The following is a 21,888-nucleotide window of genomic DNA, read 5'->3' as shown; positions in this document are numbered from 1 at the left end:
GGGTCTTCCTATTCTTTCTCACCGGGAATGCAGAACATTCAGCCTTGGGTTTTGGGCAACCGAACAATGACTTGCTCTATCCCTTCAGGAACGTAGAGTTGGCAACTCAGTCGGCTTTCCGGCTGGCGATCTTCCGCAACGCACTCCAGCATTTCCTCCTCGACGTCGCTTATCGCGGTGAATGCCGAGGCTGAATCCTTTTCAAGATATACATGGCAGGTTGCGCACATCGCTGCTCCGCCGCATTCGGCCACAATGCCGGGAATATCGGCGTCAATGGCGGTGCGCATTACATTTGCTCCGACATCCACTTTGATATCCGTTCTGGTCCCGTCGGCGAGTTCATAGGTGATCGTAGGCATGTCGCCCTCCCTTAGTGTTTTTTGGCCGTAACGCGCATTGGCATGCTGGTGTATCCGCGTACGGTGTTATTGAAATGCAGAATCGGTTCCCCCAACAGTTCAATTGATTCGACTTTGGATGCCAAAGTTCGCAAAGCGATTTCGCCTTCCATCCGCGCAATCATTTGACCTGCACAGCCATGAATCCCTGCTCCGAAGCCCATGTTGCCCGTGGCTTTGCGCAATACGTCAAAGCGGTCGGGATCCGCCCAATGACGCGGATCGCGATTTGCTGACGCAACAAAAACCAGTACCTTTTGTTCCCTTGCCAAAGGAACGCCTTCCAGTTCGGTTTCCGTTGTGGTCGTGCGATAGAAAGAGTGGAAGGTGCTGTCATAGCGCAGTACTTCTTCAATTGTCGCACGCGCTCTTTTCGGGTCATCGCGCAACACGGCCCATTGGTCTGGGTTGCGGCCCAGATTGACGAGCGCGTTCCCCATTGTGAAAATTGTCGTGTCCAATCCGGCCGAGAGAGTTGTGCGCACGAGCATTCCCGCATCTTCATGCGAAATATCGCCCGCATCAGCTGCAGCATAAAGCTCTGCGCCAAATCCGTCCGAAGTCAGGTTTTCGCGTTGGCAAGCATTGGTAATCCATTCCGTCGCAGGCCCCAGATTTGCGAGGCATTCTTTGAAACGATCATTGGCGGGGCCAAACGCGTTGAAGACCATATCGCCATAGGGCAGAAGATGCTCCCGTCCGTCCTTTGGCACACCAACCGCGTCTCCAAAAACTTTGATCGGGAACGCGTCTGCCAAGTCCTTAACGCCGTCGCAAACACCCTTTTCAATCATCCGATCAACCATCAGCTCCGCCTGAGCTTCGAATGTGGAAGTCAGTTTTTTCAATGCGCGGGGTGAAAGAATACGTGTGAAGACGGCTCTGGTCTTGGTATGCTCGGGCGGATCAACTTCCAGTATGATACTTGGTTGCCGCCAAGGTTCTTCGGTGTGAAAATTGGTAAGGCCGACGCCGGCACTGGAGCAATATGTTTCCGGATCGGTCAACACTTTGCGTACGCTATCGTACCGCGTCACCGCATAAACCCCGTATTTTTTCAGCCAGACGATTGGCCCCGCCTCGCGCATCATTTCATAATGCGGATATGGATCCCTAAGCACCTCTGATGCGTAGGGGTCAAAGTCGAGCGAAGCAACACCTTCAACCGGTACTGGATATGATTGAGATCTGCTCTCAGGTTGCTGTTGAAATTTCACGGCATACTCCTCCCTTGGAAATTAGCCTTGACGAACTTGTAAGTTGTGACGCTCGTCCCTGTGGCTTCTGCCTATGCAGGCATATCGCCTGTTGGTTCGCCCGAGGGCACAAACGCATCGCTGTAGAAGGCCGCCTTGTCGAGCTTGGAGGCGGCGCAAAAATCCTTTTTTGCGGCGTCAATCATCATTGGGGCGCCACAAGCATAAACCTCTAGGCTCGACATATCCGGATGGTCCGATTGGACCGCCTTATGTACGAAGCCGGTCCGACCATTCCATGTGTCCGGAGGATCCGAAAGAACGGGCGTAAACGTAAACCACTCGTGCTTTTCGGCCCATTTGTCTGGAAGAGAGCGCAGGTAGAGATCGGCTTCGGTGTTCGCACCCCAATAAAGATGAATTGGACGCGAGCCACCTTGCTTGATTTGGTGTTCGACGATCGATTTGATCGGGGCAAATCCCGTTCCCGTTGCGATCAGGATCGCGGGCTTATCTGTATCTTCATTCAAGGTGAAATTGCCAAAAGGAAGCTCGACGGAAAGAACAGCCCCCTTTTCAAGGTTGGCAAGAACCGTTTGAGAAAACTTCCCGCCAGGAACGTGGCGAATGTGCAATTCAATACCATCGTTCTGATGGGGTGGATTGGCCATCGAGTAGTTTCTGCTATCGCCGTCGGGCATTAGCACACTTAGGTACTGACCAGCCTGAAAGACGGATCGGTTGCCAATTGGGAACCTCAAACTAATGACTGACACGTCAGAAGCGGGATGCCCAATTTTTCGAACTTTGGCCTCGAATGTCTTGCGAGAAACGGGTTCAACTTTCTTGATACTTTTCGGGTCGATTTCAAGATCCGAGCGAGGTCTGGCCTGGCACAAAAACACACCTTCGGCAGGCCCGACGCAGGTACCCTGCCCACGAACGGCAGCCTCGCCGGATGTAATACCACCTTCGCATGATGAACAGACGCCTTTTCGGCAAGAATAAGGGATCGCGAAGCCGGCACGTTCGGCCGCATCCAAAACGGTTTCATCCTCGGTGCATTCAAAAGCGATGTCTTCGCCTGTGACAGAGATTTGATAGATCATTTTGCCCCTCCAACCAGTTTTATTGCTCGAATGACAGCCTCAGGGTCTGCGCAGTTTTTGCCCGCAATATCAAAGGCCGCGCCGTGCCCAACGCTGGAAAATAGGGTGTCAGCCCCGATCGACAGTGCCGACGCTTTTCTCCCTGCCAGCAATTTGACGGGAATATGCCCTTGATCGTGATACATCGCGACATATGCATCGAACCCGTCACGGGCCAGCATTGTGTCGGCGCCCTCGGGGCCGTGTGCATCGACGCCTTGCTCCCGCAGTTTTTGGATCGCAGGGGCGACGATACGGTTGTCCTCGTCGCCGAACAGGCCGTTTTCGCCAGCATGTGGATTGATTCCAAACACTCCAACGCGCGGTTTCGCCACTCCCAAGTCGCGCAGGGCGGAATCAGCGGCAAGCGCGGCCTTCTCAATCAGTTCCGAGGTTAACCGCCTTAACGCGCTGTTGATCCCTTCGTGAAGCGTAACGTGTACGACGCGTAGCCCCCCGCCAACCAACATCAGGAAGACGCTGTCGGGCCCGGTTTTCAACAATTCCGACAGCAAATTCGGATAACCTGAAAAGACACGCCCAGAGGCATTTACTGCCGTTTCGGAATGGGGGCACCCGATAACTCCTCGACCGGCTCCGTCGGCAAGCAACGCCAAGGCCGCTTCGACATAGGAAACGGTGGCCCGCCCGGCAGCGGCATTAACGGTCCCGGGTACGTAATTCGCAGGAGGCATTGCATTGATGACAAACAGATCGATCGTTTTCGCCGTGCTACCCCACTTGGAACGATCGGTTTGCAGGCCAAATCCGAGGGCGTCTGCGAGGGGAGCAACGATATAGTCGTCCCCCAGCAAAACAGGCCGATAACGAGGATCTTCGTGCAATGTCGCCGCTGCTTTGACCGCAATTTCCGGACCAATGCCATTGGGGTCACCAATGGTTACCAGCACCGGCTTGGTATTTGCGCTTGTCACAGTGGAAACCCGAGCAGTGTATCGACATAGCTGCTGTCAAGAACGACAATGCGCTTCATGATCTTCGCGTCGCTTTCTGTGACTTTATACCGATCAACATAGCGCCCCGTCGCATACAGGTCGGTCGGGCCCTCACGGGTAATTCTTGCCACCATGAACGAGGTTTCGGATTCTACCTCGTCACCCTCAATGCTCGAAATATGAGGTTGTCCGAGAATGTGCCGGTACGAATGCCGTTCGTAAACATTTGCCTCCAGCAGCGACAAAATGCGGTCATGCAGCATCGCCTTGCTGTCCAGCCACATCAATCCGGCCTCCAGACCCTGGGCAAAGTTGTCAGCAGACGTGATCTGATAAAAGCAGTCATCGACAAAGAACGTTGGCCAATCATAGAAATCACCGTCGTCAATCGCGTAGGCATACCGTGCCTGAACCATCCCGATGAGGTTTGTCAGCTCTGCTATTTTCTTGAAGTCGTTCACAGGCCCATCCTCCCACGATATTCGGTCCAGAACCCACGAATGGCGGCCTCTGTAATGCGATCTGTTCCTGTCTCGATTGAATGTCCGCCCATCGCGAGAACAGCGCGCTCGTCAGGCGCTCCCTTTGTTCCGCGTTGAACGAAGTTCCCGATACACCCATCTTCCATCGAAACATACCCGCCCGGTCCGATCAGGTTGGACAGCTTCAGACGCGTTTTGCGTTGCTCCGGTGTGTCGTCCTCGAACCCGATATAGGTCCATTTCAGATGCATACTGTCCGTGCCCTTGGGCAGAACCGTACGTACCGCAATCGAGTTTTGGATCTGTTGCAAAACGAAGTTCGGAAATACGGACAAGATTTGAAGAGTAATATCATCGTCGTATTCCTTGAAGCTCGCCAAGAGCGACATATCAGTCAGACTGAGATCGGAATCTGATCGAATATTCTCGTCTTTGTAGGCATTCTTCTGATCATCATCCAGCGTCTCGCCGTGATCCACACACGAATAGCTGACATGACATCCACCTGTTTCATTGACGATAATTCCACCCTTTTGCGACAGACGATTAAGCTCGAAAGTCGTGAAGAAGGTATGAAGGATGCTCGCATGGTAACTGTCCTTAGTGTTTTCGACGTAAAGCTTCCAGTTGTTGGGAAGGATTTGGGTGAAACGCCCCAAGACAACCGGTTTCCGTCCACCTAGAACACGCTCGATACGCTCTAGGACGGCTTCACCGAGATAGTCTTCGATGTCATCAACATTTTCGTCGAAACTTCCGAAGACCAGCCCATGCAGGACTGACACCCGCATTTTGCGAGGCCCCTGGTTTTCCATTTTGAAATCATCGGCGATACCACCACAGCCCTTGATTCCATCCTTGAAGGCAACCCCGATCAAATCGCCCTGAAGACTGTGTGTCCATGCGTGATAGACGCAGGTGAAGTCTTTAACGTTTCCTCGATCTTCCAGGGCTAGCAACGAACCACGATGCGCGCAGCGATTCTCGAAAGCATACAACTCTCCGTCCTTATCGCGAGTTACGATGACGGGAGTTTCTCCGGCAGAAACGGCCACGAAGTCTCCGGCCTCTCTGAGCTCGGCCTCTAAGCATAGGAAGTTCCACACAGGGCCGTGAAATAGCTTCCTATTCTCCGCTTCCAAAATATCTTGACGCTGAAAAATCCAATAAGGAACACGCGAGGCCCCGTCTTCAGTGGACCACGTTGGGCGTTTTGCCTCAGTTTCTTCAAGAGTTGCCACCAGTGTGTCTCCCATTTATGTTGACGTTCGATTAGCGAACAAGTTTCGAATAACGTACTTTTAGTCTTTACACGAGCATATTTTGGTGTCAAGACCTCTTTGAACTGGGGCGGGAGACGCGATGGGCGAGACAGACCGACCCGGAGGTCGGCTCTAGGGCGGACCTAAGTGGGCTTTGCGCTCCGAAACGCCAAAGATGTCTAACTTGTCCAGAAATGTTGGAGACCGGATATGAGCAAGCTATTGTTTTTCGCGGGAAGTAGCCGAAAAGAATCGGTCAATTCTAAACTGGCGCAATCAGCGGCGGAACTTGGGCAATCATGCGAGCCTAGTAGGATCTCTGTTACGCTCGTTGATCTTGCAGATTTTGATGCGCCGAACGTTGATGGGGCGAGCGCGACAACAGCCGAAGTGCCGGAGCAAGTGATCAAGTTCCGCGAGTTGCTGCGGGCACATGATGGGTTTTTCATAGGTTCAGATGAATACACTGGCGCATATTCATCGATATTACGAAATTTGATTGGATGGTTAGTGCTCACAAGTGGACCGGACGACACTGCGTTCAAAAGCAAACCTGTTGCCATTTGCGGGGCTTCTTCGCGCGGAGTCGGGTCTGTTCGTGGGCATCCTGCTCTCCAACAGTTATTCGTTACTCTTGGAGCGAATGTAATTTCTCAGCACATCCGGCTTGGCACCGCCGCGGGTGCATTCCAGCAAGATGGAAAATTGACAGAAAGCGTAAAAAGGCAATTGCTTGACAATGCCATTCCAAAACTCCTCTCTGCTGTTGGATAGGATATGAGGAACGTCTGATCTACCGTCTGGGCTGCCCCGATTTACGGGCAATCGGGTTTTGATTTTGCAGACGGGGACGGATTTTGGGCTCGTAGCGACAGAATCGGCAGCCCTGAGGCACCACGCCACTGTTTTTGGGCAGAGTCCGCCTCATGCCATCAGCTTTCGTCGAACAAGAAACAAGTTGTCTAGGGCGAATAGCGTAAAGAGCTGCGCGCGGTTCTTGGCGAGACCACGGTAACGGGTCTTGATGTAGCCAAACTGGCGCTTGATCACCCGGAAGGGATGTTCAACCCGGGCCCGCACTTTGGCGATGATCCGGTTGATGTCTTCATTGATGGGGTGCAGTCCACTGCCCCTTGGTGCCTTGCGCATCACACCCCAGAACTTGCCGACCCCGGAGAATGCCGTCTCTCGCGTGGCGCTGATATACCCCTTGCCAGCCCAGACCGATGTCTCTTTGCCGTGTGGAAGGTCGTCCCAGACCTGGCTGTCATGGGTCTTGGCCGTCGTGGTCTCCAAGCTGTGCACGATGCCGCTCTGAGCATCGACGCCAACATGCGCCTTCATTCCGAAATACCAGTCGTTACCCTTCTTTGTCGACGACATCTCAGGATCGCGCGCCTTCGCCTCATTCTTGGTCGAGGACGGCGCATCGATGATCGTCGCATCCACCAATGTGCCGGAGCGAAGCGTGATACCCTGATCGGCAAGGTGAGTGTTCACCTCGACAAACAGCTTTTCGGTCAGCTGATGCGTCTCCAGCAGGTGGCGGAAATTCAGGATCGTCGTCTCGTCCGGGATGCGGTCGTCCCCAAGCTCAATGCCCACGAACTGGCGCATGGCGTCACTGTTATACAGCATCTCCTCGGCCATCGGGTCGCTGAGCGCATACCAGTTCTGGAGGAAGTATATGCGCAGCATCGTTTCCAGCGGCATCGGCGGCCGTCCACCCTTTGGTCCGACCTTCGAGTAGTGCGGAGCAATCAGCGTCAACAACCGCAGCCACGGCACAACCGCATCCATCTCCGCGAGGAACTTCTCACGCCGCGTCTGTTTCTTCTTCATCGATTGGCGGAGGCCTGGAAAGGCGGGCTGCTTGGGCATCGGCGGGTACCTCTATCGTCCCCGCAACTCTACCCCATGCCGCTCAGTGCGCGAGGTTTTTCAGACTTTCTATGAATATTCCGGGTTTGTCTAAAATGGCAGTGTGATTGTGTCTTACACCCGACTCATGTCTCAGGTGAGTTGCCATGGGTTGGAAAGTTCTAGGACGTCTAACAGAAATTCCAAAAGTGACTGCTCAGAGTGATTGCGAAAGCCTGCTCGCAAAAATTTGCAAAATTGGTAGGAAATCCTTCCGCAATTGATTTGTGGAAATTCTGGCACTGGAGGCACTCATACTCATTGCAGCCACTGTATTCTGATGGTTGTCCATTACAGGCACAGCCATGGAAACCATGCCTTCCTCCAACTCGTTGATAGTAATTTCGTAGCCATCGTGTCCTACCTTTTCAATGCGTTCGCGAAGCCGCTCTCTATCTACTATTGTTGCGGGCGTGAGTTTGAGAAGCTTAGTTGTGTCCAAGTACTCGTCGAGCGTTTTTATAGATTGCGCTGCCAACAGTACGCGACCCGTCGCAGACGCGTATGCTGGCAATCGACCGCCCAATTTGGCGAGGCTAGAGATTATCCGTTCCGCTTCGACGCGGGCAACAAACACAGCGTAACCGTCCTCGAGAATTGCCAGTGAGATTGATTCATTCAACCTATCACGTGCTGCTTCGAGATATGTTTCTGCCAGTTGCGGTAATGATGCAGACTCGTAGTAGGCAGCGCCGAGTCGCAGCATTCTAGGAGTTGGTCTATACTTTGACCCTTGTCTAAATAGATATCCGGCATCCGTAAGGGTCAGTAAACATCGCCGCGCACTGGCGCGTGAGATCCCAGCGACGGCCGCTGCGCTTGCGACCGTAAGATGTTCATGACTTGACCCGAAGGCCTCGATAATCGCCAAGCCCTTGGCCAGGCCAGCCATGCCTTCTGGGGCGCGATCTTTCGAAGATGCAGGTTGCGGGGAGCTTTCATCATCGGTCATTGGGATTTGTCTACCTATTAGAGTTCGAGCTTCAAACAACTACTCAAAAGTCTGAGGCAAAACAAGAATCCGAATGCCAAGCTTTTGGGGAGTAACACATCTTCTCCGTCATCTCTATGGCAAAGTAGGCGATGTTCCCATCTCGTTAGGCGTCGAGTTTTACGCGCCGGGTCATTGGCGGTGGACCGATGCCGCCAAGGCTCGCGCGTAGGCCGGGACGTTGGAGCCGGCCGCAAGCAAGTGTTCCGTGGTAGAATGGTATGCCACTTATCCGAACCCACTTTCAAGATGGTGGTGTCTGGTCGATCAAAGCAAGCTGATTCTGCCCGCCGCCGAAAGTGACGATCAGGTCTTCGCACCCCTCGTCGTCCGTAAGGCCGCCAAGAAAGGACAAAGCCGGAGATGCCGGCGCAGGAGGTGGTGATCCCGATCACTCAAAGCGCGGTCGTGATCCAACTCGGGCACGGCACCGCAACCTTCTACCTCGGCCCTGTGATTGATCGACTAATCGAGCATCTTATGCCATCCGGAAAGCCCTTCATGGCGAGACCGCGGCACCTGTCCTGAACCCGGGCCGTGACCGGGCCAAGACTGGCTACTTCTGGGCCTTGGCGCGTGATGACAGGGAACGAGGCGACGACAACCCGCATAGCGGGATCTTCACTTTACAGCTACGCCGCCTCGGGGTCCATGCCGAGCTTGACGGATATGCAGGCTACGACCGACTGACTCGCCCCTCGCGCAAGGGCGGCGCGCCGATCACGGTCGCGCACAGTTGGGCACACGCGTGCTGTAAGCTGAGGGTTTTCGGTCGTGGTGGATCTGAGATCGCAGCCGGGAGCCTGCGCCGGAACGCCTAACTCTACCGCATCGACGTCTAGATCCGCGGACTGAATCGGATAATTATATATTATTTATCAATAGTTTACTATTAATATTAGAAGTCACTTCTGCCAAGCATACCAGAGCCGTACAGCAATGCTTAGCATGTCCTCACTTTAGCGTATCACTGAGCCACATCCCTGTCAGGTTGACTGCATTGACAACCGTTCTCGGAATCAATAATGTTCGGTATAGATACTGTGTTCGAAAAGCGAACAATAGCAAAAGGCGCTCGGAGCGTTGTCGACACGAATGGCAGTCGCCGAAGTGCAAAGTTAAACTGGGAGGAACCATGAAGAAAATTTCGTTTAGGACGGCTGTACTTGCGGCTGTTGTGGGGGTGGCTGGAGCGTTGGTGTCAGGTACTGGCGCTGTGGCGCAAGAGTTCACCCTCAAATTGCACCAGTTTTTACCTGCCCAGGCCCACGTGCCCAAAAACGTGCTGGACGTATGGGCTGACAACGTGGAGAGGGACTCTGGCGGTCGAATCAAGATTGAACGCTATCCTTCAATGCAACTCGGAGGCCGACCACCTGAGTTGATAGAACAAGTCACAGACGGTGCAGTCGATATTGTCTGGACAGTAATCGGTTATACGCCAGGTCGTTTCCCGCGCACCGAGGTATTTGAATTGCCCTTTATTCTGCCAAATGCGGAAGTCGGGTCGCGCGCCTTCTACGAAATGTTCGAAAACCAGATGAAGGACGAAGAGTTCAAAGACATGCATGTCTTGGGGGTTTGGACACATGGACCGGGGTCGTTTCATTCTTCCAAACCTATCAAAACTCTAGACGATTTGAATGGTATGAAGATTCGTGGCGCTTCTCGGACAGTTAACATGCTCCTTGAAGAGTTGGGTGCGACGCCGGTGGGAATGCCGGTCCCGGCTGTTCCAGAATCGCTATCTAAGGGCGTCATTGATGCAGCAACTCTGCCATGGGAGGTCGTGCTGAGTTTGAAAGTCCCCGAGCTTGTACATAATCATACAGAGTTCACTGGCAACGCACTTTACACCGCAACTTTTGTATTCGCGATGAATAATGCGACATACGATAGCTTGCCCGATGACCTAAAAAAAGTGATCGATGAAAACTCTGGGTTTGAATTTTCTGCTTGGGCCGGTGTCACTCAAGAAGAATATGCAGCTCCGAGCCGGGAAGTTGCACGCGAAATGGGAAACAATATTATTGTACTTGATGAAGAGCAGACCTCGATTTGGAGAAACGCCGCACAACCTGTCTATGACAATTGGGCGGCGGATATGGACGCACGGGGCTATGACGGGAAGGCCTTGATCGCCGAGGCGGAAGCGCTCATCGCGAAATACTCCGCTGCGCAATAATAGCAATGAGCTGTTGCATTGGAAACAGGTGCGTCGCCGCACCTGTTTCCAGCCGCTCGGCATATGAGATCGACCGGACCTTCTCCGTGAACCGGTTCTTGAAATTCAGATTTACGCCGATGGGAGGGGTGTAAATGACGAAAGATCGATTTTTTAAGCAACTGGCGAAAACAGTGGCGATACTAGGTGGCATTGTTTTGCTCGGTATTACTGTTTTGACATGTACGTCCATTATTGGGCGCTCGCTGATTGGTGTCGGACTGGGCCCTATCAAAGGAGATTTTGAGCTTGTCGAGGCCGGTGTCGGCTTTGCTGTGTGTGCTTTTCTCCCGTGGTGTCAGGTCCAACGAGGGCATGCGACCGTCGATCTGTTCACCAATATTCTGTCAGCAAGGATAAATCGTTGGATCAATCTTATTGCTGAGACACTTATGGCTTTGGCCATATTCGTTATGACCTGGAAACTATGGGACGGAATGGCCAGCAAGCTCCAGTATGGCGACACCACCTTTATCCTTGAAATGCCAACGTGGTGGCCTTATGCGGCCTGTTTTTCCGCAATGGTCGTGGCCTGCGTCGTGGCGATTTACCTCGTGATAGTCAGATCTGTCGAGTTGCTGACCGGAAAAACTAACACCAACCTTGGTTCAGGAGCAGTTCATTGAGTATCCTTGAAATCGGAATATGGTCGTTTCCTGTTCTGCTGATCATGATTTTTCTACGTATTCCCATCGGCTTGTCGATGTTGATAGCTGGATTTGTCGGATCATACTTGGTCACCGGAAGTTGGCTACCCATCATGTCCAAGATGAAAAATGAGACGTACTCGACTTTTTCCAGTTATTCACTATCGATTGTGCCTTTGTTTTTGCTTATGGGACAGTTCGCCACTTTGGGCGGCATGTCACAAGCGCTGTTCAAAGCGGCTGGAACCTGGATGGGGCATAAGAAGGGCGGGGTTGCGATGGCTGCTATCGGGGCTTGTGCCGGTTTTGGTTCGATCTGTGGATCGTCTTTGGCCACCGCAGCCACAATGAGTCAAGTGGCCCTGCCAGAGCTACGCCGATATGGATACTCTGGAAAGCTGGCCACTGGTACGTTGGCGGCTGGCGGAACACTAGGAATTCTCATCCCTCCGTCGTTTGTCCTTGTTATTTATGCCATCCTGACTGAGCAAAATATTGCAAAACTATTCGTCGCGGCGTTTGTACCAGGGCTACTTGCAGCGGTTGGCTATATTATCGCTATCTCAATCTATGTTCGGATCTTTCCCGATTCCGCAGGGTCGCGTGAACGTGCGCCCTACAAAGAAAGGTTTCGTTCTCTTTTAGATGTTTGGCCGGTTCTTGTAATATTTCTTGCAGTTGTAGGGGGTATCTATTCCGGTTGGTTTACGCCGACTGAGGGGGCAGCGGTCGGAGCAGCCGGAACAGGGCTACTTGCACTCGTTAATGGTGGGCTTACTTGGAAGACTCTTATTGAATCAATTCTCTCGACTGCGTCAGCTACCGCAATGATTTTCTTTATTGTTTTCGGCGCTAGTATCTATAATGGCTTCTTGGCGCTGAGCCATGTTCCTGTAGAGCTCGCAAACTGGGTCGTAGAATTGGGATTAAACCCGTGGGCAGTGCTGGTTCTGATTCTGTGTATTTACCTGGTACTAGGATGCGTCATGGATTCCTTGTCCATGATTCTACTTACCATCCCGATCTTTTTCCCGATTGTTACAGTGCTCGACTATGGATTGGGTTCCGAGGAATTTGCTTTGTGGTTCGGAATCTTAGTCCTCATTGTTGTCGAAGTGGGGTTGATAACGCCGCCGGTAGGTATGAACCTTTTTGTGATCAATTCAATGGCGAAAGAGACGCCACTTTCGTCGACGTTCAAGGGTGTCGTCCCATTCATTATGTCCGATTTGATTCGGACAGCGATCTTGGTCATGTTCCCATCGATCACGTTGGTTCTCTTGCGATTGCTATACTGACGTGAAGCTCTGATTGAAGTTGGACTGCTGCAAACTGTTTTTCCCAACCGCGCTTTGCGTTTCCGAGGCAGTTCTTAGGCGTCCGATCTGACTGAACGGCACCGCATTATTAGTGATAGATTGTGTCCTCTTTGGAAGGCGGACACAATTGACCCCTCAACGTCGTCGCGAAGCCACAGCATCAACAGTGACGCTGCGATCCGGGGCGCATCTGGAGGGCGACAAGCTCGTCGGTGGATGCTCTAAGGCAATCTGCGAGCACATTCCGTTCAACCTTAAGCGGGGCGAAGCGCGAAACGCTGATGCCCACAGGCCCGGATAAGAGCGGTGAGGCAAGGTCCACAGTAATCAGTGTTCCCAGCCTCACTTCCTCTGCCACTACCCCACGCGAAATGAACCAGAGCATGTTGGAGGACTGGACAATCTTTCTTCCTGCAGGCAGCGCGACGGTTTCAATATCACCGCGCATCTCGGGCAAACCGATGCTGGACAGATATCGGTCAACTGTACTGAAAATCACGGCACCCTTGGGCGGAAGAATAAGAGGGAATCGTCTGATTTCCACTTCGGGGTTGCTCGCGGCAATGATTGGGTGGTCCGGGCGGCAAACCAGCACGACATCTTCGATATAAAGCTGCTGGAATGTCACGCCTGATGACGTTTCGCCTTCCGGCATTCGTCCTACGACAAGATCGAGTGTTCCGTCGCGCAGCTGGTTGAATAGCAGCCAGTTTGGCCCGGTCAGGATGTGGAGCCGGACATTCGGAGCTTCCTCGCGAAATCGAAGGGCCGCCCGGGGAAGCAGATCTGTGGATGCGGTCGGCAAGGCTCCCACCGAAAGCCGGATCGTCGCACCCCCTTCCTTTACCAGCCGATCATACCCACGCATGAGTTCCGTCATTGAGGCCGCTGCATGGCTTTGAAACATCCGTCCGGCTTCGTTCAATCGCAAGCCCCGTCCGGCGCGATCAAACAATTGCGCCCCGAGAATATCCTCCAACTCCCTCAAGCTCCGCGAGACAGCTGGTTGTGTGATGTTGAGCCGGTCTGCCGCAACCGAAACGCTTTCGGCGCGCGCGATTTCAAGAAAACAACGCACGTGTCGCAGCCTGAGATGAGCATCCCAATTCATAATCAAAATGGTATCAGTTTGGCGAATAATATCAATATTCGAAAACAAAAATTATAAGTAAATTGGACCCCACAGTTGACGCACAGGAGCATTACATGTTGGACGACCGTTTTGATCGAGGCATGCAAACCCGCCGTTCTGTGCTTGGCGATGCCCATGTCGACCGTGCTGAGGCCACCAAAACGCCCTTCGATCTGCCGTTTCAGACCCTGATCACCGAAGGGGCCTGGGGAACGGTCTGGGCCGATGACACGATCTCACGCCGGGAACGCTCGATGCTTACGCTGGCGCTTCTGGCGGCGACTGGCAATTTTGAGGAAATCCCGATGCACATCCGTGCGACGGCCAACACCGGCGCGAGCAAGCAGGACGTCATCCAGGCCTTTCTGCATGTCGCCATCTATGCCGGTGTGCCCAAAGCCAATCACGCGATCAAGCTTGCCAAGGCGACCTATGCCGAAATGGAGGAGACGACATGACCCAGCCCGGAGAATTCTACCAACGCGACCGGAGCATTCAGCCCCCGGCCTTTACACCGGACTACAAGACGTCCGTGGCACGCAGCCCGCGCTACTCAATGATCTCGTTGCAGAATTCCGTCTCTGAAATCACCGGACCGCGCTTCGGCCACAATGACATCGACGCCGGCGACAACGACCTGCTGACCAACTACGCAAAGGCCGGCGAAAGCCCGATCGGCGAGCGGATCATTCTGCACGGCCGGGTTCTGGACGAGAACGCCCGCCCCATCCCCTACACGCTGGTCGAGATCTGGCAGGCCAATGCAGGCGGGCGCTACCGCCACAAGAAGGACACCTATCTTGCCCCGATCGATCCCAACTTTGGCGGCTGCGGACGCACGTTGACCGACGAGAACGGATATTTCTTCTTCCGCACGGTCAAGCCCGGTGCCTACCCCTGGCGCAACATGGTCAACAACTGGCGTCCCGCCCACATTCACGTGTCGGTATTCGGCTCGGGCTTTGTGCAGCGGCTCATCACCCAGTGCTATTTCGAAGGCGATCCACTGATCCCAATCTGCCCAATCGTGCAGACGATCCCGGACCCGGACGCCGTCGAGCAGCTCACCGCCAAGCTCGACCTGAACGCGACCGTGCCGCTCGACAGTATTGCCTACAAATTCGACATCGTGCTGCGCGGTCGCCGCTCGACACTCTTTGAAAATCGTCTGGAGGGGAACTGAAGCGTTTCCAGAAAAAGTCGGAACCGGTTTTCCGGTTCGGAAACGCGTCAACAGGAGAAAAAACATGCCTCAAGAACTCGCCTACCTGAAAGAATCCGCCTCCCAAACCGCCGGTCCCTACGTCCATATCGGCTTGGCACCAGGTGCCGCAGGATTTGACATCTACCGCCAGGAGTTGGGTCACGACATCACCGGCCGGAACGCGAAGGGCGAACGCATCCGCGTCGAAGGCCGCGTGATCGACGGCATGGGCGCACCGATCAAAGACGTACTGCTCGAAGTATGGCAGGCCAATGCCGAGGGGCACTACGCCCACCCCGAAGGCGGTGGCGACGTCGAAGATGGCTTCCGTGGCTGGGGTCGGGTCATTTCCGATTTCGAGACGGGTGAGTGGTCATTCGAAACGGTAAAGCCCGGGACAACCAAGGGCCGCAACGTGGGCACACAGGCCCCGCACCTGAACTTCTGGATTGTCGCGCGCGGCATCAATATCGGGCTCAACACCCGAATGTACTTCGGAGACGAGGCACAAGCCAATACCGCCGACCCGGTCTTAAATCTAATCGAATGGAAACACCGCCGCGCCACCCTGATCGCCGAACGCAGTGAAACGGACGGCCTGCCCACTTACCGCTTTGACATTCAGCTTCAGGGTGAGAACGAAACGGTGTTCTTTGATGTCTGATCCCTGCATCATCTGTGTCGCCATCACCGGGTCGTTGCCGACAAAGGCCAACAACCCGGCGGTCCCCATAACCGTCGCCGAGCAAGTCGAAAGCACCCATGAAGCCTTCGAGGCCGGTGCCTCCATCGTTCATGCCCATGTGCGCAACGATGACGAGACGCCGTCCTCCGACCCCGAGAAGTTCGCACGCCTGAAAGAAGGGTTGGAGAAACACTGCCCCGGCATGATCATCCAGTTTTCCACTGGCGGTCGGTCAGGTGCAGGCCACACACGCGGCGGCATGCTGCCGCTAGCACCTGATATGGCGTCCCTGTCGGTAGGGTCGAACAACTTCCCCACGCGGGTCTATGAAAACCCGCCCGATCTGGTCGACTGGCTCGCGTCCGAGATGAAGGCGCACGATGTGAAGCCGGAGATCGAGGCCTTCGATCTGAGCCACATCTTTCAGGCGGCGAAGATGCATGCCGACGGGCGGATCAAGGACACACCCTATGTGCAGTTCGTCATGGGCGTAAAAAACGCCATGCCGGTCGACCGCGACGTGTTCGATTTCTACATCAAGACCGTCAAGCGACTTTTTGGAGAAGCCACACCTTGGTGCGCGGCCGGGATAGGTGCCCAGCAATCGACGCTGAACGACTGGGCCGTGTCCTCCGGCGGTCATGCCCGTACGGGGCTTGAGGACAATGTACGGCTTGATCGCAACACGCTGGCACCATCTAACGCAGCGTTGGTGCGCCGGGTGGTCGAGCTCTGCGAGACATACGAACGCCCAGTGGCCACATGGAGCCAGGCCAGAAGGATACTGGGACTGAAGGAGGTCGCCGCATGAAGAAAGTCTACGCCACCGCATCCGAGGCCCTCGACGGGCTTTTGCGCGATGACATGCTGATTGCCGCTGGGGGCTTTGGCCTTTGTGGCATCCCCGAACTGCTGTTGGAGGCCATCAAGGAGAGCGGCGTGAAGGATCTCACCTTCGCCTCCAACAACGCTGGCGTCGACGATTTCGGGATCGGAATCCTTTTGCAGACCCGACAAGTCAGGAAGATGATCTCTTCCTATGTCGGCGAGAACGCCGAGTTCATGCGCCAATACCTCAGCGGCGAGCTGGAGCTTGAGTTCAACCCGCAGGGCACCCTGGCCGAGCGCATGCGTGCTGGCGGTTGCGGCATCCCTGGCTTCTACACCAAGACCGGTGTCGGCACCGTGATCGCCGAAGGCAAGGAAGTAAAAACCTGGGGCGGCGAGGACTACATCCTTGAGGAAGGCATTTTTGCCGACCTTTCGATCGTCAAAGCATGGAAGGCCGACGACACCGGCAACCTCGTCTTCCGCAAGACCGCGCGCAACTTCAATCCGCCGGCCGCCATGTGCGGACGTGTCTGTGTCGCAGAGGTGGAAGAGATCGTGCCGCGCGGCAGCCTCGACCCCGACAATATCCACCTGCCCGGTATCTATGTGCACCGGATCGTGCAGGGCGCGCATGAAAAACGCATCGAACAACGAACCACGCGCAAGCGGGAGGACGCATAATGCAGAGTGAAGTCAAAGGTTGGGACCGCAACCAGATGGCCGCCCGTGCGGCTCAGGAACTCGAAGACGGAATGTATGTGAATCTCGGCATCGGCATCCCGACGCTGGTCGCCAATTACGTCGGCGACAAGGACATCACTCTTCAGTCAGAAAACGGCATGCTGGGCATGGGCCCCTTCCCCTTTGAGGGCGAGGAAGACCCCGATCTGATCAACGCTGGCAAACAGACCATCACCGAACTGGCGCGCACGTCCTATTTCGACAGTGCGACCTCCTTCGGCATGATCCGCGGCGGCAAGATCGCGGCGGCCGTGCTGGGTGCCATGGAAGTGGCCGAAAACGGCGACCTGGCGAACTGGATGATCCCCGGAAAGCTGGTCAAGGGCATGGGCGGCGCCATGGATCTTGTCGCAGGCGTAGGCCGCGTCATCGTCGTGATGGACCACACCAACAAACATGGCGAGTCAAAGGTGCTCAAGGAATGTACCCTGCCCCTCACCGGAAAAGGTGTCGTCGATCTGATCATCACGAATCTTGGAGTCCTCGAGGTGGAGCACAAGGGCCTTCACATCGTCGAACTCGCCCCCGGCGTGACTCGCGAAGACATGATCGCAGCGACCGAGGCAACCATTGTCTGATGTCTGACTTTCTGACGATCCAGGGCCGCGTGCACCATTTCGACCTGCGCCCAGGGACCGCGCGCGTGCCGATCGTGTTTGTCAACTCGCTTGGCACCGATCTGCGCATCTGGGACCGCGTGATTGCCGCCCTCCCTGCAGAGTGGACCGTTCTGACCTATGACAAATCCGGGCATGGCCTGTCTCAGGGCGGCGCGCGAACCATGGAAGAATTCGCATCCGATCTTGCGGCACTGATGGAAGCAAATTCTCTTGAAGGCGCAATGGTCTGCGGTGTGTCTGTGGGTGGCATGATCGCACAGGCGTTGGCAGCGTCCCGGTCGGACCTGGTCGCTGGATTGGTGCTCTGCAACACCGCACATCGGATCGGCACGCCAGAGAGTTGGGAGGAGAGGATCGCCGCGCTGGACACCACCGGCCTGGAGGCGATGGCTGACGGCATCATCGAACGCTGGTTCTCGCCAACCTTCCGCCGCGATCATCCGCAGGCGACAGCCGGGTACCGGATGATGCTGGCCCGCACCCCGTTGGCAGGCTATCGCGCGGTCTGTGCGGCCATCCGGGACGCGGACCTCACGGAGGCGACGCAGCGCCTCACCTGTCCGACGCTCTGCGTCGCGGGGACTGACGATCGGGCAACCCCGCCCGATCTCGTTCAGGCATTGTCGCAGCTTATCCCCACTGCAGGTTTCACCTGCTACGACAATGTGGGCCACCTGCCCTGCATTGAGGCCCCTGATAGGCTCGCACGGGACATCCAGACCCATATGGCGGCCCTGCCATGATCTCGGTGTTCGAACACCCATGGCTGGGTGGGCTGTTTGGGGATGACGAGGCTGCCGCCCTCTGGTCGCCAGAGGCGCAATTGGATCATTTCCGCGCATTCGAAGCGGCCCTCGCACGTGCGCTGGAGCAGAGCGGACTGGTTCCGTCAGGGCACGGAGCGGCGGCGGCCTCGGTCATCGAGACCGCAGATATCGACCTGCAAGGCCTCGCACGGGGTACTGGTACCGATGGCTTGCCAATCCCAAATCTGGTCAAGCAACTGCGCGCTGTGGCAGGCGATTATCGTGCCGCCGTTCACACCGGAGCCACCTCGCAGGATGTCATGGATACCGCGCTCTCGCTAACGCTAAAAACCTTGACCGACCTGTTGCAACTCCGGTTGAAAGAGCTCGATGCAACGCTTGGCGGACTGACTCAAACCCAAGGCACAAACGCCCTGATGGGCCGCACTCGTATGCAGGCTGCCCTGCCCATCACCGTCGCGGATCGCCTTGCGTCCTGGCGGCAACCGCTGGCATCCCATGTCGCCGCTCTGGAGGGCTTGCGGCCACAAGTTGAGCGATTGCAGCTTGGTGGCGCAGTCGGAACGCGTGGCGATTTCGGTGAAGCGGGGCCACAAATTGCCGCGCAGATCGCAAAGGAACTTACGCTTATCGATGGCCCTGTGTGGCACACGGACCGCTCGGGCGTTGCGGCCTATGCCGGTTGCCTGTCGCTGATCACTGGCAGCCTTGGCAAGATCGGACAGGACGTGGCGCTGATGGCGCAACAGGGCATCGACGATGTCACGCTGACGGTAGGCGGTGGCTCCTCGGCCATGCCGCATAAGTCCAATCCAGTTCTGGCAGAGCTTCTGATGACGCTGGCGCGTTTCAACGCGACCCAGCTTTCAGGGGTGCATCACGCGCTGGTGCATGAACAGGAACGCTCCGGTGCGGCATGGATGCTCGAATGGATGATCTTGCCGCAGATGTCTGTAACAACCGCCCGCGCGCTCACAGCCTCACAGGCATTATGCGCGCAAATCAGAGCTGTTGGGAAGGCATGAAACAAACTAAATTTCAAACCCTATGCGGGTATCGAGAGTTTACACAAAAAGCATCCAGGCCGAATAAAGAGCCAGAGAAAGGGAAGCCCGGGTGCCGGGCTTGAAAGGATAGAGAGAGTCTCTTCCGGGTCCGGCGTGACAAGGATCCCGACCATGGCCAAGACCGCAACCCGACCGAAACCCGCCAACTCGAAGAAGACCAATGCCGCCGGGCCGGCAACGCCTGACGGCGCTGCCGACATCCGGATGATCCCGCTCAACCAGCTGGAGCCGAGCCCGCTCAACGTCCGCAAGGTTGCGGCAAGCGCCAGCGATGATGCAGAGCTCCTCGCCAGCATCCGCGAGACCGGCATCAAGCAGAACCTGGTGGTTCATGCGCTGTCAGAGACACGTTTTGCGGTCGATGCTGGCGGCCGTCGCCTCAAGGCGTTGAAGCAGCTCGCCGATCACGGCGTCATCCCGGCCGATCATCCTGTGCCCTGCCTCGTCGAGGACGAGCGCAATGCTGTCCTCACCTCCGCAACGGAAAACCTCCAGCGCGCGGCGATGCATCCCGCTGATCAGTTCGAGGCTTTCGACAAGATGATCGGCGAGGGGCGCAGCGAAGACGAGATCGCCCTGAAATTCGGCGTCTCCGTCGACCTGGTGCGCCGTCGGCTCAAACTCGCCCGTGTCGCGCCCGAAATCATTGAGCAGTTTCGTGCCGGTGATCTGACCCTCGAATGCGTCATGGCCTTCACGCTGACGGACGATCATGATCGCCAACTTGCGGTCTGGAACGTGGTAAAGGGCGGCTATCACATCCATCCGCAAAGCATCAAACGCCAGCTGACTGAGTCCGCGCATTCGGCGAATTCGGCCCTGGGGCGCTTTGTCGGCATCGAAGCATACGAGGCGGCGGGCGGTGTTTTGCTGCGCGATCTCTTCGACGATCGTGCCAGCGCCCATATGGAAAACCCCGACCTTCTGGAGCGCCTCGCCATCGAGAAGCTGCAGACAGCGGCCAAACCCTTCGAGACGGCGTGGAAATGGGTCGAGGTGCATCTCTCGGTGGATTACGGCGCGTTTCGTAGTTTCGGGCGGGTCTATCCGCAGGATGTCGAGCCGGATCCGGATTTGCTGGCCGAGGAGGAACGTCTCATCGCGCGCGAGGAAGAACTGGCGGCGCAGAATGACGGCGAGGATTGGACTGACGCTGAAACGGAAGAATACTACGCCATTGAGCCGCGCCTCCGCGAGATCGAAGCCCTGCAGCGCGAACGGCTGCCTTACGCGGACGAAGATCGCGCTATCGCTGGCGTGGTTCTGACCATCGGTCACGATGGGGCTCTGCGTGTCGAGAAGGGTCTGGTGCGGCCCGAGGATATTCCAGCCGCGCCCGAGCCCGACGAGACCACCGCAGATGCAGATGGCGCGCCCTCCCCTGCCCGCCCACACGTAACGCCGCCGACCTCCTCCACGCCGGTGCCGAGCTCCGACCCGGCCGCGACTTTGCGCAAAGCGGACGGGATTTCGGCGAGCCTCGCCGACGATCTGCGCGCGACGCGCCAGCACATCCTCAGGGCACATCTGGCGGCGGATTTCGAGGTGGCGTTCGATGCGATGCTCTACGCGCTCTGCGAACAGGCTTTGGGGCGGTCCTACAACAACGAGGCGCTCGACATCTCGATCCGGCCTTTCCAGGCGCAAAACCGCGAGGTGCTGCATGCGGACACCGTTGCCCAGAAGATGCTCGAGGCGCTGGAACAGGACCTCGCCACCGACTGGATGAAGCTGGAGAAACCCAAGGACTTCCAGGCGATGTCGGCGCTGCCTATCGCGGACAAGCAGGCGCTTTTCGCCTGGGCGGCGGGTCTCGCGGTCAAGCCGCAGCTCTCCTCCGACAATCGCCCCTCCCCGATCATCGAGGAGTTCGGCGCGCGGCTCGACGTCGATGTGGCGGCTTGCTGGCGCCCGACGGCACAAAACTACTGGGGTCGGGTCAACAAGGGTCATGCGGTGGCCACGGCACGCAAGCTGATCGGAGACGACTACGCCGAGGATCGCAATCGCGAGCGCAAGGGCGATATCGCGGCTGCGATGGAGCGGGCTTTCGCGGAAACGGCGGGCGAAACGGAAGGCTTCGAAGCCGCGACGGCTGCAAAGACTACGCGTTGGCTGCCCGAGGGGATGGTGTTTGCCGGTGCGACGGAGGCCGAAGCCAAAATGATTGGCGATGCGTCCGAGGCGGAGGAAGACGACGTGCCCGCCGCAGACGGTCTGGCCGAGGCGGAGAACGATGAACCGTCGTCCTTGCCCGCCTTTCTCAGCGGGGATGCGGCCTGACGAAGCAAACAC

General features: G+C 56.1%; 22 protein-coding genes and 1 pseudogene. 14 read left to right on the top strand and 9 right to left on the bottom strand.

The genetic code is table 11. The features are described 5' to 3' along the window. Window positions 1-38: 38 nt before the first annotated feature. The 6 genes from QQL78_RS19745 to QQL78_RS19720 all read right to left on the bottom strand — a co-directional run bounded on the left by QQL78_RS19745 (window position 39) and on the right by QQL78_RS19720 (window position 5,424). Window positions 39-362, bottom strand: coding sequence for a 2Fe-2S iron-sulfur cluster-binding protein (locus QQL78_RS19745; protein ID WP_138865857.1), 324 nt, complete (start codon window positions 360-362; stop codon window positions 39-41). 11 nt (window positions 363-373) lie between these two features. Continuing rightward, window positions 374-1,618, bottom strand: a complete 1,245-nt coding sequence (locus tag QQL78_RS19740; protein ID WP_138865858.1) for a cytochrome P450 — start codon at window positions 1,616-1,618, stop codon at window positions 374-376. A gap of 71 nt (window positions 1,619-1,689) precedes the next feature. Next, window positions 1,690-2,706, bottom strand: a complete 1,017-nt coding sequence (locus QQL78_RS19735; RefSeq protein WP_138865859.1) for a 2Fe-2S iron-sulfur cluster-binding protein — start codon at window positions 2,704-2,706, stop codon at window positions 1,690-1,692. Continuing rightward, window positions 2,703-3,590, bottom strand: coding sequence for a PdxA family dehydrogenase (locus tag QQL78_RS19730; RefSeq protein ID WP_284376364.1), 888 nt, complete (start codon window positions 3,588-3,590; stop codon window positions 2,703-2,705). Before QQL78_RS19730 ends, QQL78_RS19735 begins: the two co-directional genes overlap by 4 nt. 86 nt (window positions 3,591-3,676) lie before the next feature. Continuing rightward, window positions 3,677-4,162: an aromatic-ring-hydroxylating dioxygenase subunit beta gene (locus tag QQL78_RS19725; RefSeq protein ID WP_210236612.1), complete on the bottom strand. Its 486-nt coding sequence runs from the start codon at window positions 4,160-4,162 to the stop codon at window positions 3,677-3,679. Continuing rightward, a complete protein-coding gene (locus tag QQL78_RS19720; RefSeq protein ID WP_226562413.1) occupies window positions 4,159-5,424 on the bottom strand; it encodes an aromatic ring-hydroxylating oxygenase subunit alpha in 1,266 nt (421 codons plus the stop codon). Before QQL78_RS19720 ends, QQL78_RS19725 begins: the two co-directional genes overlap by 4 nt. Window positions 5,425-5,655: 231 nt before the next feature. On the opposite strand from QQL78_RS19720, the gene QQL78_RS19715 reads away from it, so the two are divergent. Beyond that, window positions 5,656-6,219 (top strand): NADPH-dependent FMN reductase, encoded by a 564-nt coding sequence (locus tag QQL78_RS19715; protein ID WP_138865862.1) that lies wholly within the window; start codon window positions 5,656-5,658, stop codon window positions 6,217-6,219. A gap of 150 nt (window positions 6,220-6,369) precedes the next feature. On the opposite strand, the gene QQL78_RS19710 is transcribed toward QQL78_RS19715, so the two are convergent. After that, on the bottom strand, window positions 6,370-7,326 hold the full coding sequence (locus tag QQL78_RS19710; RefSeq protein WP_226562414.1) for an IS5 family transposase: 957 nt from the start codon (window positions 7,324-7,326) through the stop codon (window positions 6,370-6,372). A gap of 196 nt (window positions 7,327-7,522) precedes the next feature. Then, window positions 7,523-8,317, bottom strand: a complete 795-nt coding sequence (locus tag QQL78_RS19705) for an IclR family transcriptional regulator domain-containing protein (RefSeq protein ID WP_138865864.1) — start codon at window positions 8,315-8,317, stop codon at window positions 7,523-7,525. A 465-nt stretch (window positions 8,318-8,782) separates the two neighbouring features. Between QQL78_RS19705 and QQL78_RS19700 the strand changes: the two are divergent. The 4 genes and pseudogenes from QQL78_RS19700 to QQL78_RS19685 all read left to right on the top strand — a co-directional run. Further along, window positions 8,783-9,174: pseudogene (locus tag QQL78_RS19700) on the top strand (IS66 family transposase); the annotation flags it as partial. 317 nt (window positions 9,175-9,491) lie between these two features. Beyond that, window positions 9,492-10,541 (top strand): TRAP transporter substrate-binding protein, encoded by a 1,050-nt coding sequence (locus QQL78_RS19695; RefSeq protein WP_284376360.1) that lies wholly within the window; start codon window positions 9,492-9,494, stop codon window positions 10,539-10,541. Window positions 10,542-10,675: 134 nt separating this feature from the next. Further along, window positions 10,676-11,206 (top strand): TRAP transporter small permease, encoded by a 531-nt coding sequence (locus QQL78_RS19690; RefSeq protein ID WP_284376358.1) that lies wholly within the window; start codon window positions 10,676-10,678, stop codon window positions 11,204-11,206. Further along, window positions 11,203-12,525 carry a TRAP transporter large permease gene (locus QQL78_RS19685; RefSeq protein ID WP_284376356.1) on the top strand — a complete coding sequence of 441 codons (1,323 nt, stop codon included), beginning with the start codon at window positions 11,203-11,205 and terminating at the stop codon, window positions 12,523-12,525. Before QQL78_RS19690 ends, QQL78_RS19685 begins: the two co-directional genes overlap by 4 nt. Before the next feature lie 181 nt (window positions 12,526-12,706). Here QQL78_RS19685 and QQL78_RS19680 read toward each other — a convergent pair whose 3' ends face one another. Then, window positions 12,707-13,705 (bottom strand): LysR substrate-binding domain-containing protein, encoded by a 999-nt coding sequence (locus tag QQL78_RS19680; RefSeq protein WP_284376354.1) that lies wholly within the window; start codon window positions 13,703-13,705, stop codon window positions 12,707-12,709. A 47-nt stretch (window positions 13,706-13,752) separates the two neighbouring features. On the opposite strand from QQL78_RS19680, the gene pcaC reads away from it, so the two are divergent. From pcaC to QQL78_RS19635, 9 genes are all read left to right on the top strand, one after another. Next, a complete protein-coding gene (pcaC, locus tag QQL78_RS19675) occupies window positions 13,753-14,136 on the top strand; it encodes a 4-carboxymuconolactone decarboxylase (protein ID WP_386259504.1) in 384 nt (127 codons plus the stop codon). Next, window positions 14,133-14,861: a protocatechuate 3,4-dioxygenase subunit beta gene (gene pcaH / locus QQL78_RS19670; RefSeq protein WP_284376352.1), complete on the top strand. Its 729-nt coding sequence runs from the start codon at window positions 14,133-14,135 to the stop codon at window positions 14,859-14,861. The genes pcaC and pcaH overlap by 4 nt, the downstream gene beginning before the upstream one ends. Before the next feature lie 64 nt (window positions 14,862-14,925). Further along, window positions 14,926-15,546, top strand: coding sequence for a protocatechuate 3,4-dioxygenase subunit alpha (pcaG, locus tag QQL78_RS19665; RefSeq protein WP_138865869.1), 621 nt, complete (start codon window positions 14,926-14,928; stop codon window positions 15,544-15,546). Beyond that, window positions 15,539-16,378, top strand: coding sequence for a 3-oxoadipate:acetyl-CoA acetyltransferase (locus QQL78_RS19660; RefSeq protein WP_284376349.1), 840 nt, complete (start codon window positions 15,539-15,541; stop codon window positions 16,376-16,378). Before pcaG ends, QQL78_RS19660 begins: the two co-directional genes overlap by 8 nt. Next, entirely contained in the window at window positions 16,375-17,079 is a 705-nt protein-coding gene (locus QQL78_RS19655) for a CoA transferase subunit A (RefSeq protein ID WP_284376347.1), read from the top strand. Before QQL78_RS19660 ends, QQL78_RS19655 begins: the two co-directional genes overlap by 4 nt. Continuing rightward, the gene (locus QQL78_RS19650; protein WP_138865779.1) at window positions 17,079-17,717 is read left to right on the top strand and encodes a CoA transferase subunit B; all 639 of its coding nucleotides are present in this window, start codon (window positions 17,079-17,081) and stop codon (window positions 17,715-17,717) included. The genes QQL78_RS19655 and QQL78_RS19650 overlap by 1 nt, the downstream gene beginning before the upstream one ends. Next, window positions 17,717-18,502, top strand: coding sequence for a 3-oxoadipate enol-lactonase (gene pcaD / locus QQL78_RS19645; RefSeq protein ID WP_284376344.1), 786 nt, complete (start codon window positions 17,717-17,719; stop codon window positions 18,500-18,502). The genes QQL78_RS19650 and pcaD overlap by 1 nt, the downstream gene beginning before the upstream one ends. Beyond that, window positions 18,499-19,551, top strand: coding sequence for a 3-carboxy-cis,cis-muconate cycloisomerase (locus QQL78_RS19640; RefSeq protein ID WP_138865781.1), 1,053 nt, complete (start codon window positions 18,499-18,501; stop codon window positions 19,549-19,551). Before pcaD ends, QQL78_RS19640 begins: the two co-directional genes overlap by 4 nt. 153 nt (window positions 19,552-19,704) lie before the next feature. Further along, window positions 19,705-21,876: a ParB/RepB/Spo0J family partition protein gene (locus QQL78_RS19635; protein WP_284376341.1), complete on the top strand. Its 2,172-nt coding sequence runs from the start codon at window positions 19,705-19,707 to the stop codon at window positions 21,874-21,876. Window positions 21,877-21,888: the final 12 nt, after the last annotated feature.

The sequence above is a fragment of the Sulfitobacter pacificus genome, assembly GCF_030159975.1.
Taxonomy (GTDB): domain Bacteria; phylum Pseudomonadota; class Alphaproteobacteria; order Rhodobacterales; family Rhodobacteraceae; genus Sulfitobacter; species Sulfitobacter pacificus.
This window is presented reverse-complemented; position numbering and strand designations above follow the sequence as displayed.

What these genes read in the sequence shown, in the direction of transcription:
- QQL78_RS19745 (WP_138865857.1), bottom strand. Translation starts at nt 362, where the DNA reads ATGCCTACGATCACCTATGAACTCGCCGACGGGACCAGAACGGATATC.
- QQL78_RS19735 (WP_138865859.1), bottom strand. Translation starts at nt 2,706, where the DNA reads ATGATCTATCAAATCTCTGTCACAGGCGAAGACATCGCTTTTGAATGC.
- QQL78_RS19715 (WP_138865862.1), top strand. Translation starts at nt 5,656, where the DNA reads ATGAGCAAGCTATTGTTTTTCGCGGGAAGTAGCCGAAAAGAATCGGTC.
- QQL78_RS19710 (WP_226562414.1), bottom strand. Translation starts at nt 7,326, where the DNA reads ATGCCCAAGCAGCCCGCCTTTCCAGGCCTCCGCCAATCGATGAAGAAG.
- QQL78_RS19705 (WP_138865864.1), bottom strand. Translation starts at nt 8,317, where the DNA reads ATGACCGATGATGAAAGCTCCCCGCAACCTGCATCTTCGAAAGATCGC.
- QQL78_RS19695 (WP_284376360.1), top strand. Translation starts at nt 9,492, where the DNA reads ATGAAGAAAATTTCGTTTAGGACGGCTGTACTTGCGGCTGTTGTGGGG.
- QQL78_RS19690 (WP_284376358.1), top strand. Translation starts at nt 10,676, where the DNA reads ATGACGAAAGATCGATTTTTTAAGCAACTGGCGAAAACAGTGGCGATA.
- pcaC (WP_386259504.1), top strand. Translation starts at nt 13,753, where the DNA reads ATGTTGGACGACCGTTTTGATCGAGGCATGCAAACCCGCCGTTCTGTG.
- pcaH (WP_284376352.1), top strand. Translation starts at nt 14,133, where the DNA reads ATGACCCAGCCCGGAGAATTCTACCAACGCGACCGGAGCATTCAGCCC.
- pcaG (WP_138865869.1), top strand. Translation starts at nt 14,926, where the DNA reads ATGCCTCAAGAACTCGCCTACCTGAAAGAATCCGCCTCCCAAACCGCC.
- QQL78_RS19660 (WP_284376349.1), top strand. Translation starts at nt 15,539, where the DNA reads ATGTCTGATCCCTGCATCATCTGTGTCGCCATCACCGGGTCGTTGCCG.
- QQL78_RS19655 (WP_284376347.1), top strand. Translation starts at nt 16,375, where the DNA reads ATGAAGAAAGTCTACGCCACCGCATCCGAGGCCCTCGACGGGCTTTTG.
- QQL78_RS19650 (WP_138865779.1), top strand. Translation starts at nt 17,079, where the DNA reads ATGCAGAGTGAAGTCAAAGGTTGGGACCGCAACCAGATGGCCGCCCGT.
- pcaD (WP_284376344.1), top strand. Translation starts at nt 17,717, where the DNA reads ATGTCTGACTTTCTGACGATCCAGGGCCGCGTGCACCATTTCGACCTG.
- QQL78_RS19640 (WP_138865781.1), top strand. Translation starts at nt 18,499, where the DNA reads ATGATCTCGGTGTTCGAACACCCATGGCTGGGTGGGCTGTTTGGGGAT.
- QQL78_RS19635 (WP_284376341.1), top strand. Translation starts at nt 19,705, where the DNA reads ATGGCCAAGACCGCAACCCGACCGAAACCCGCCAACTCGAAGAAGACC.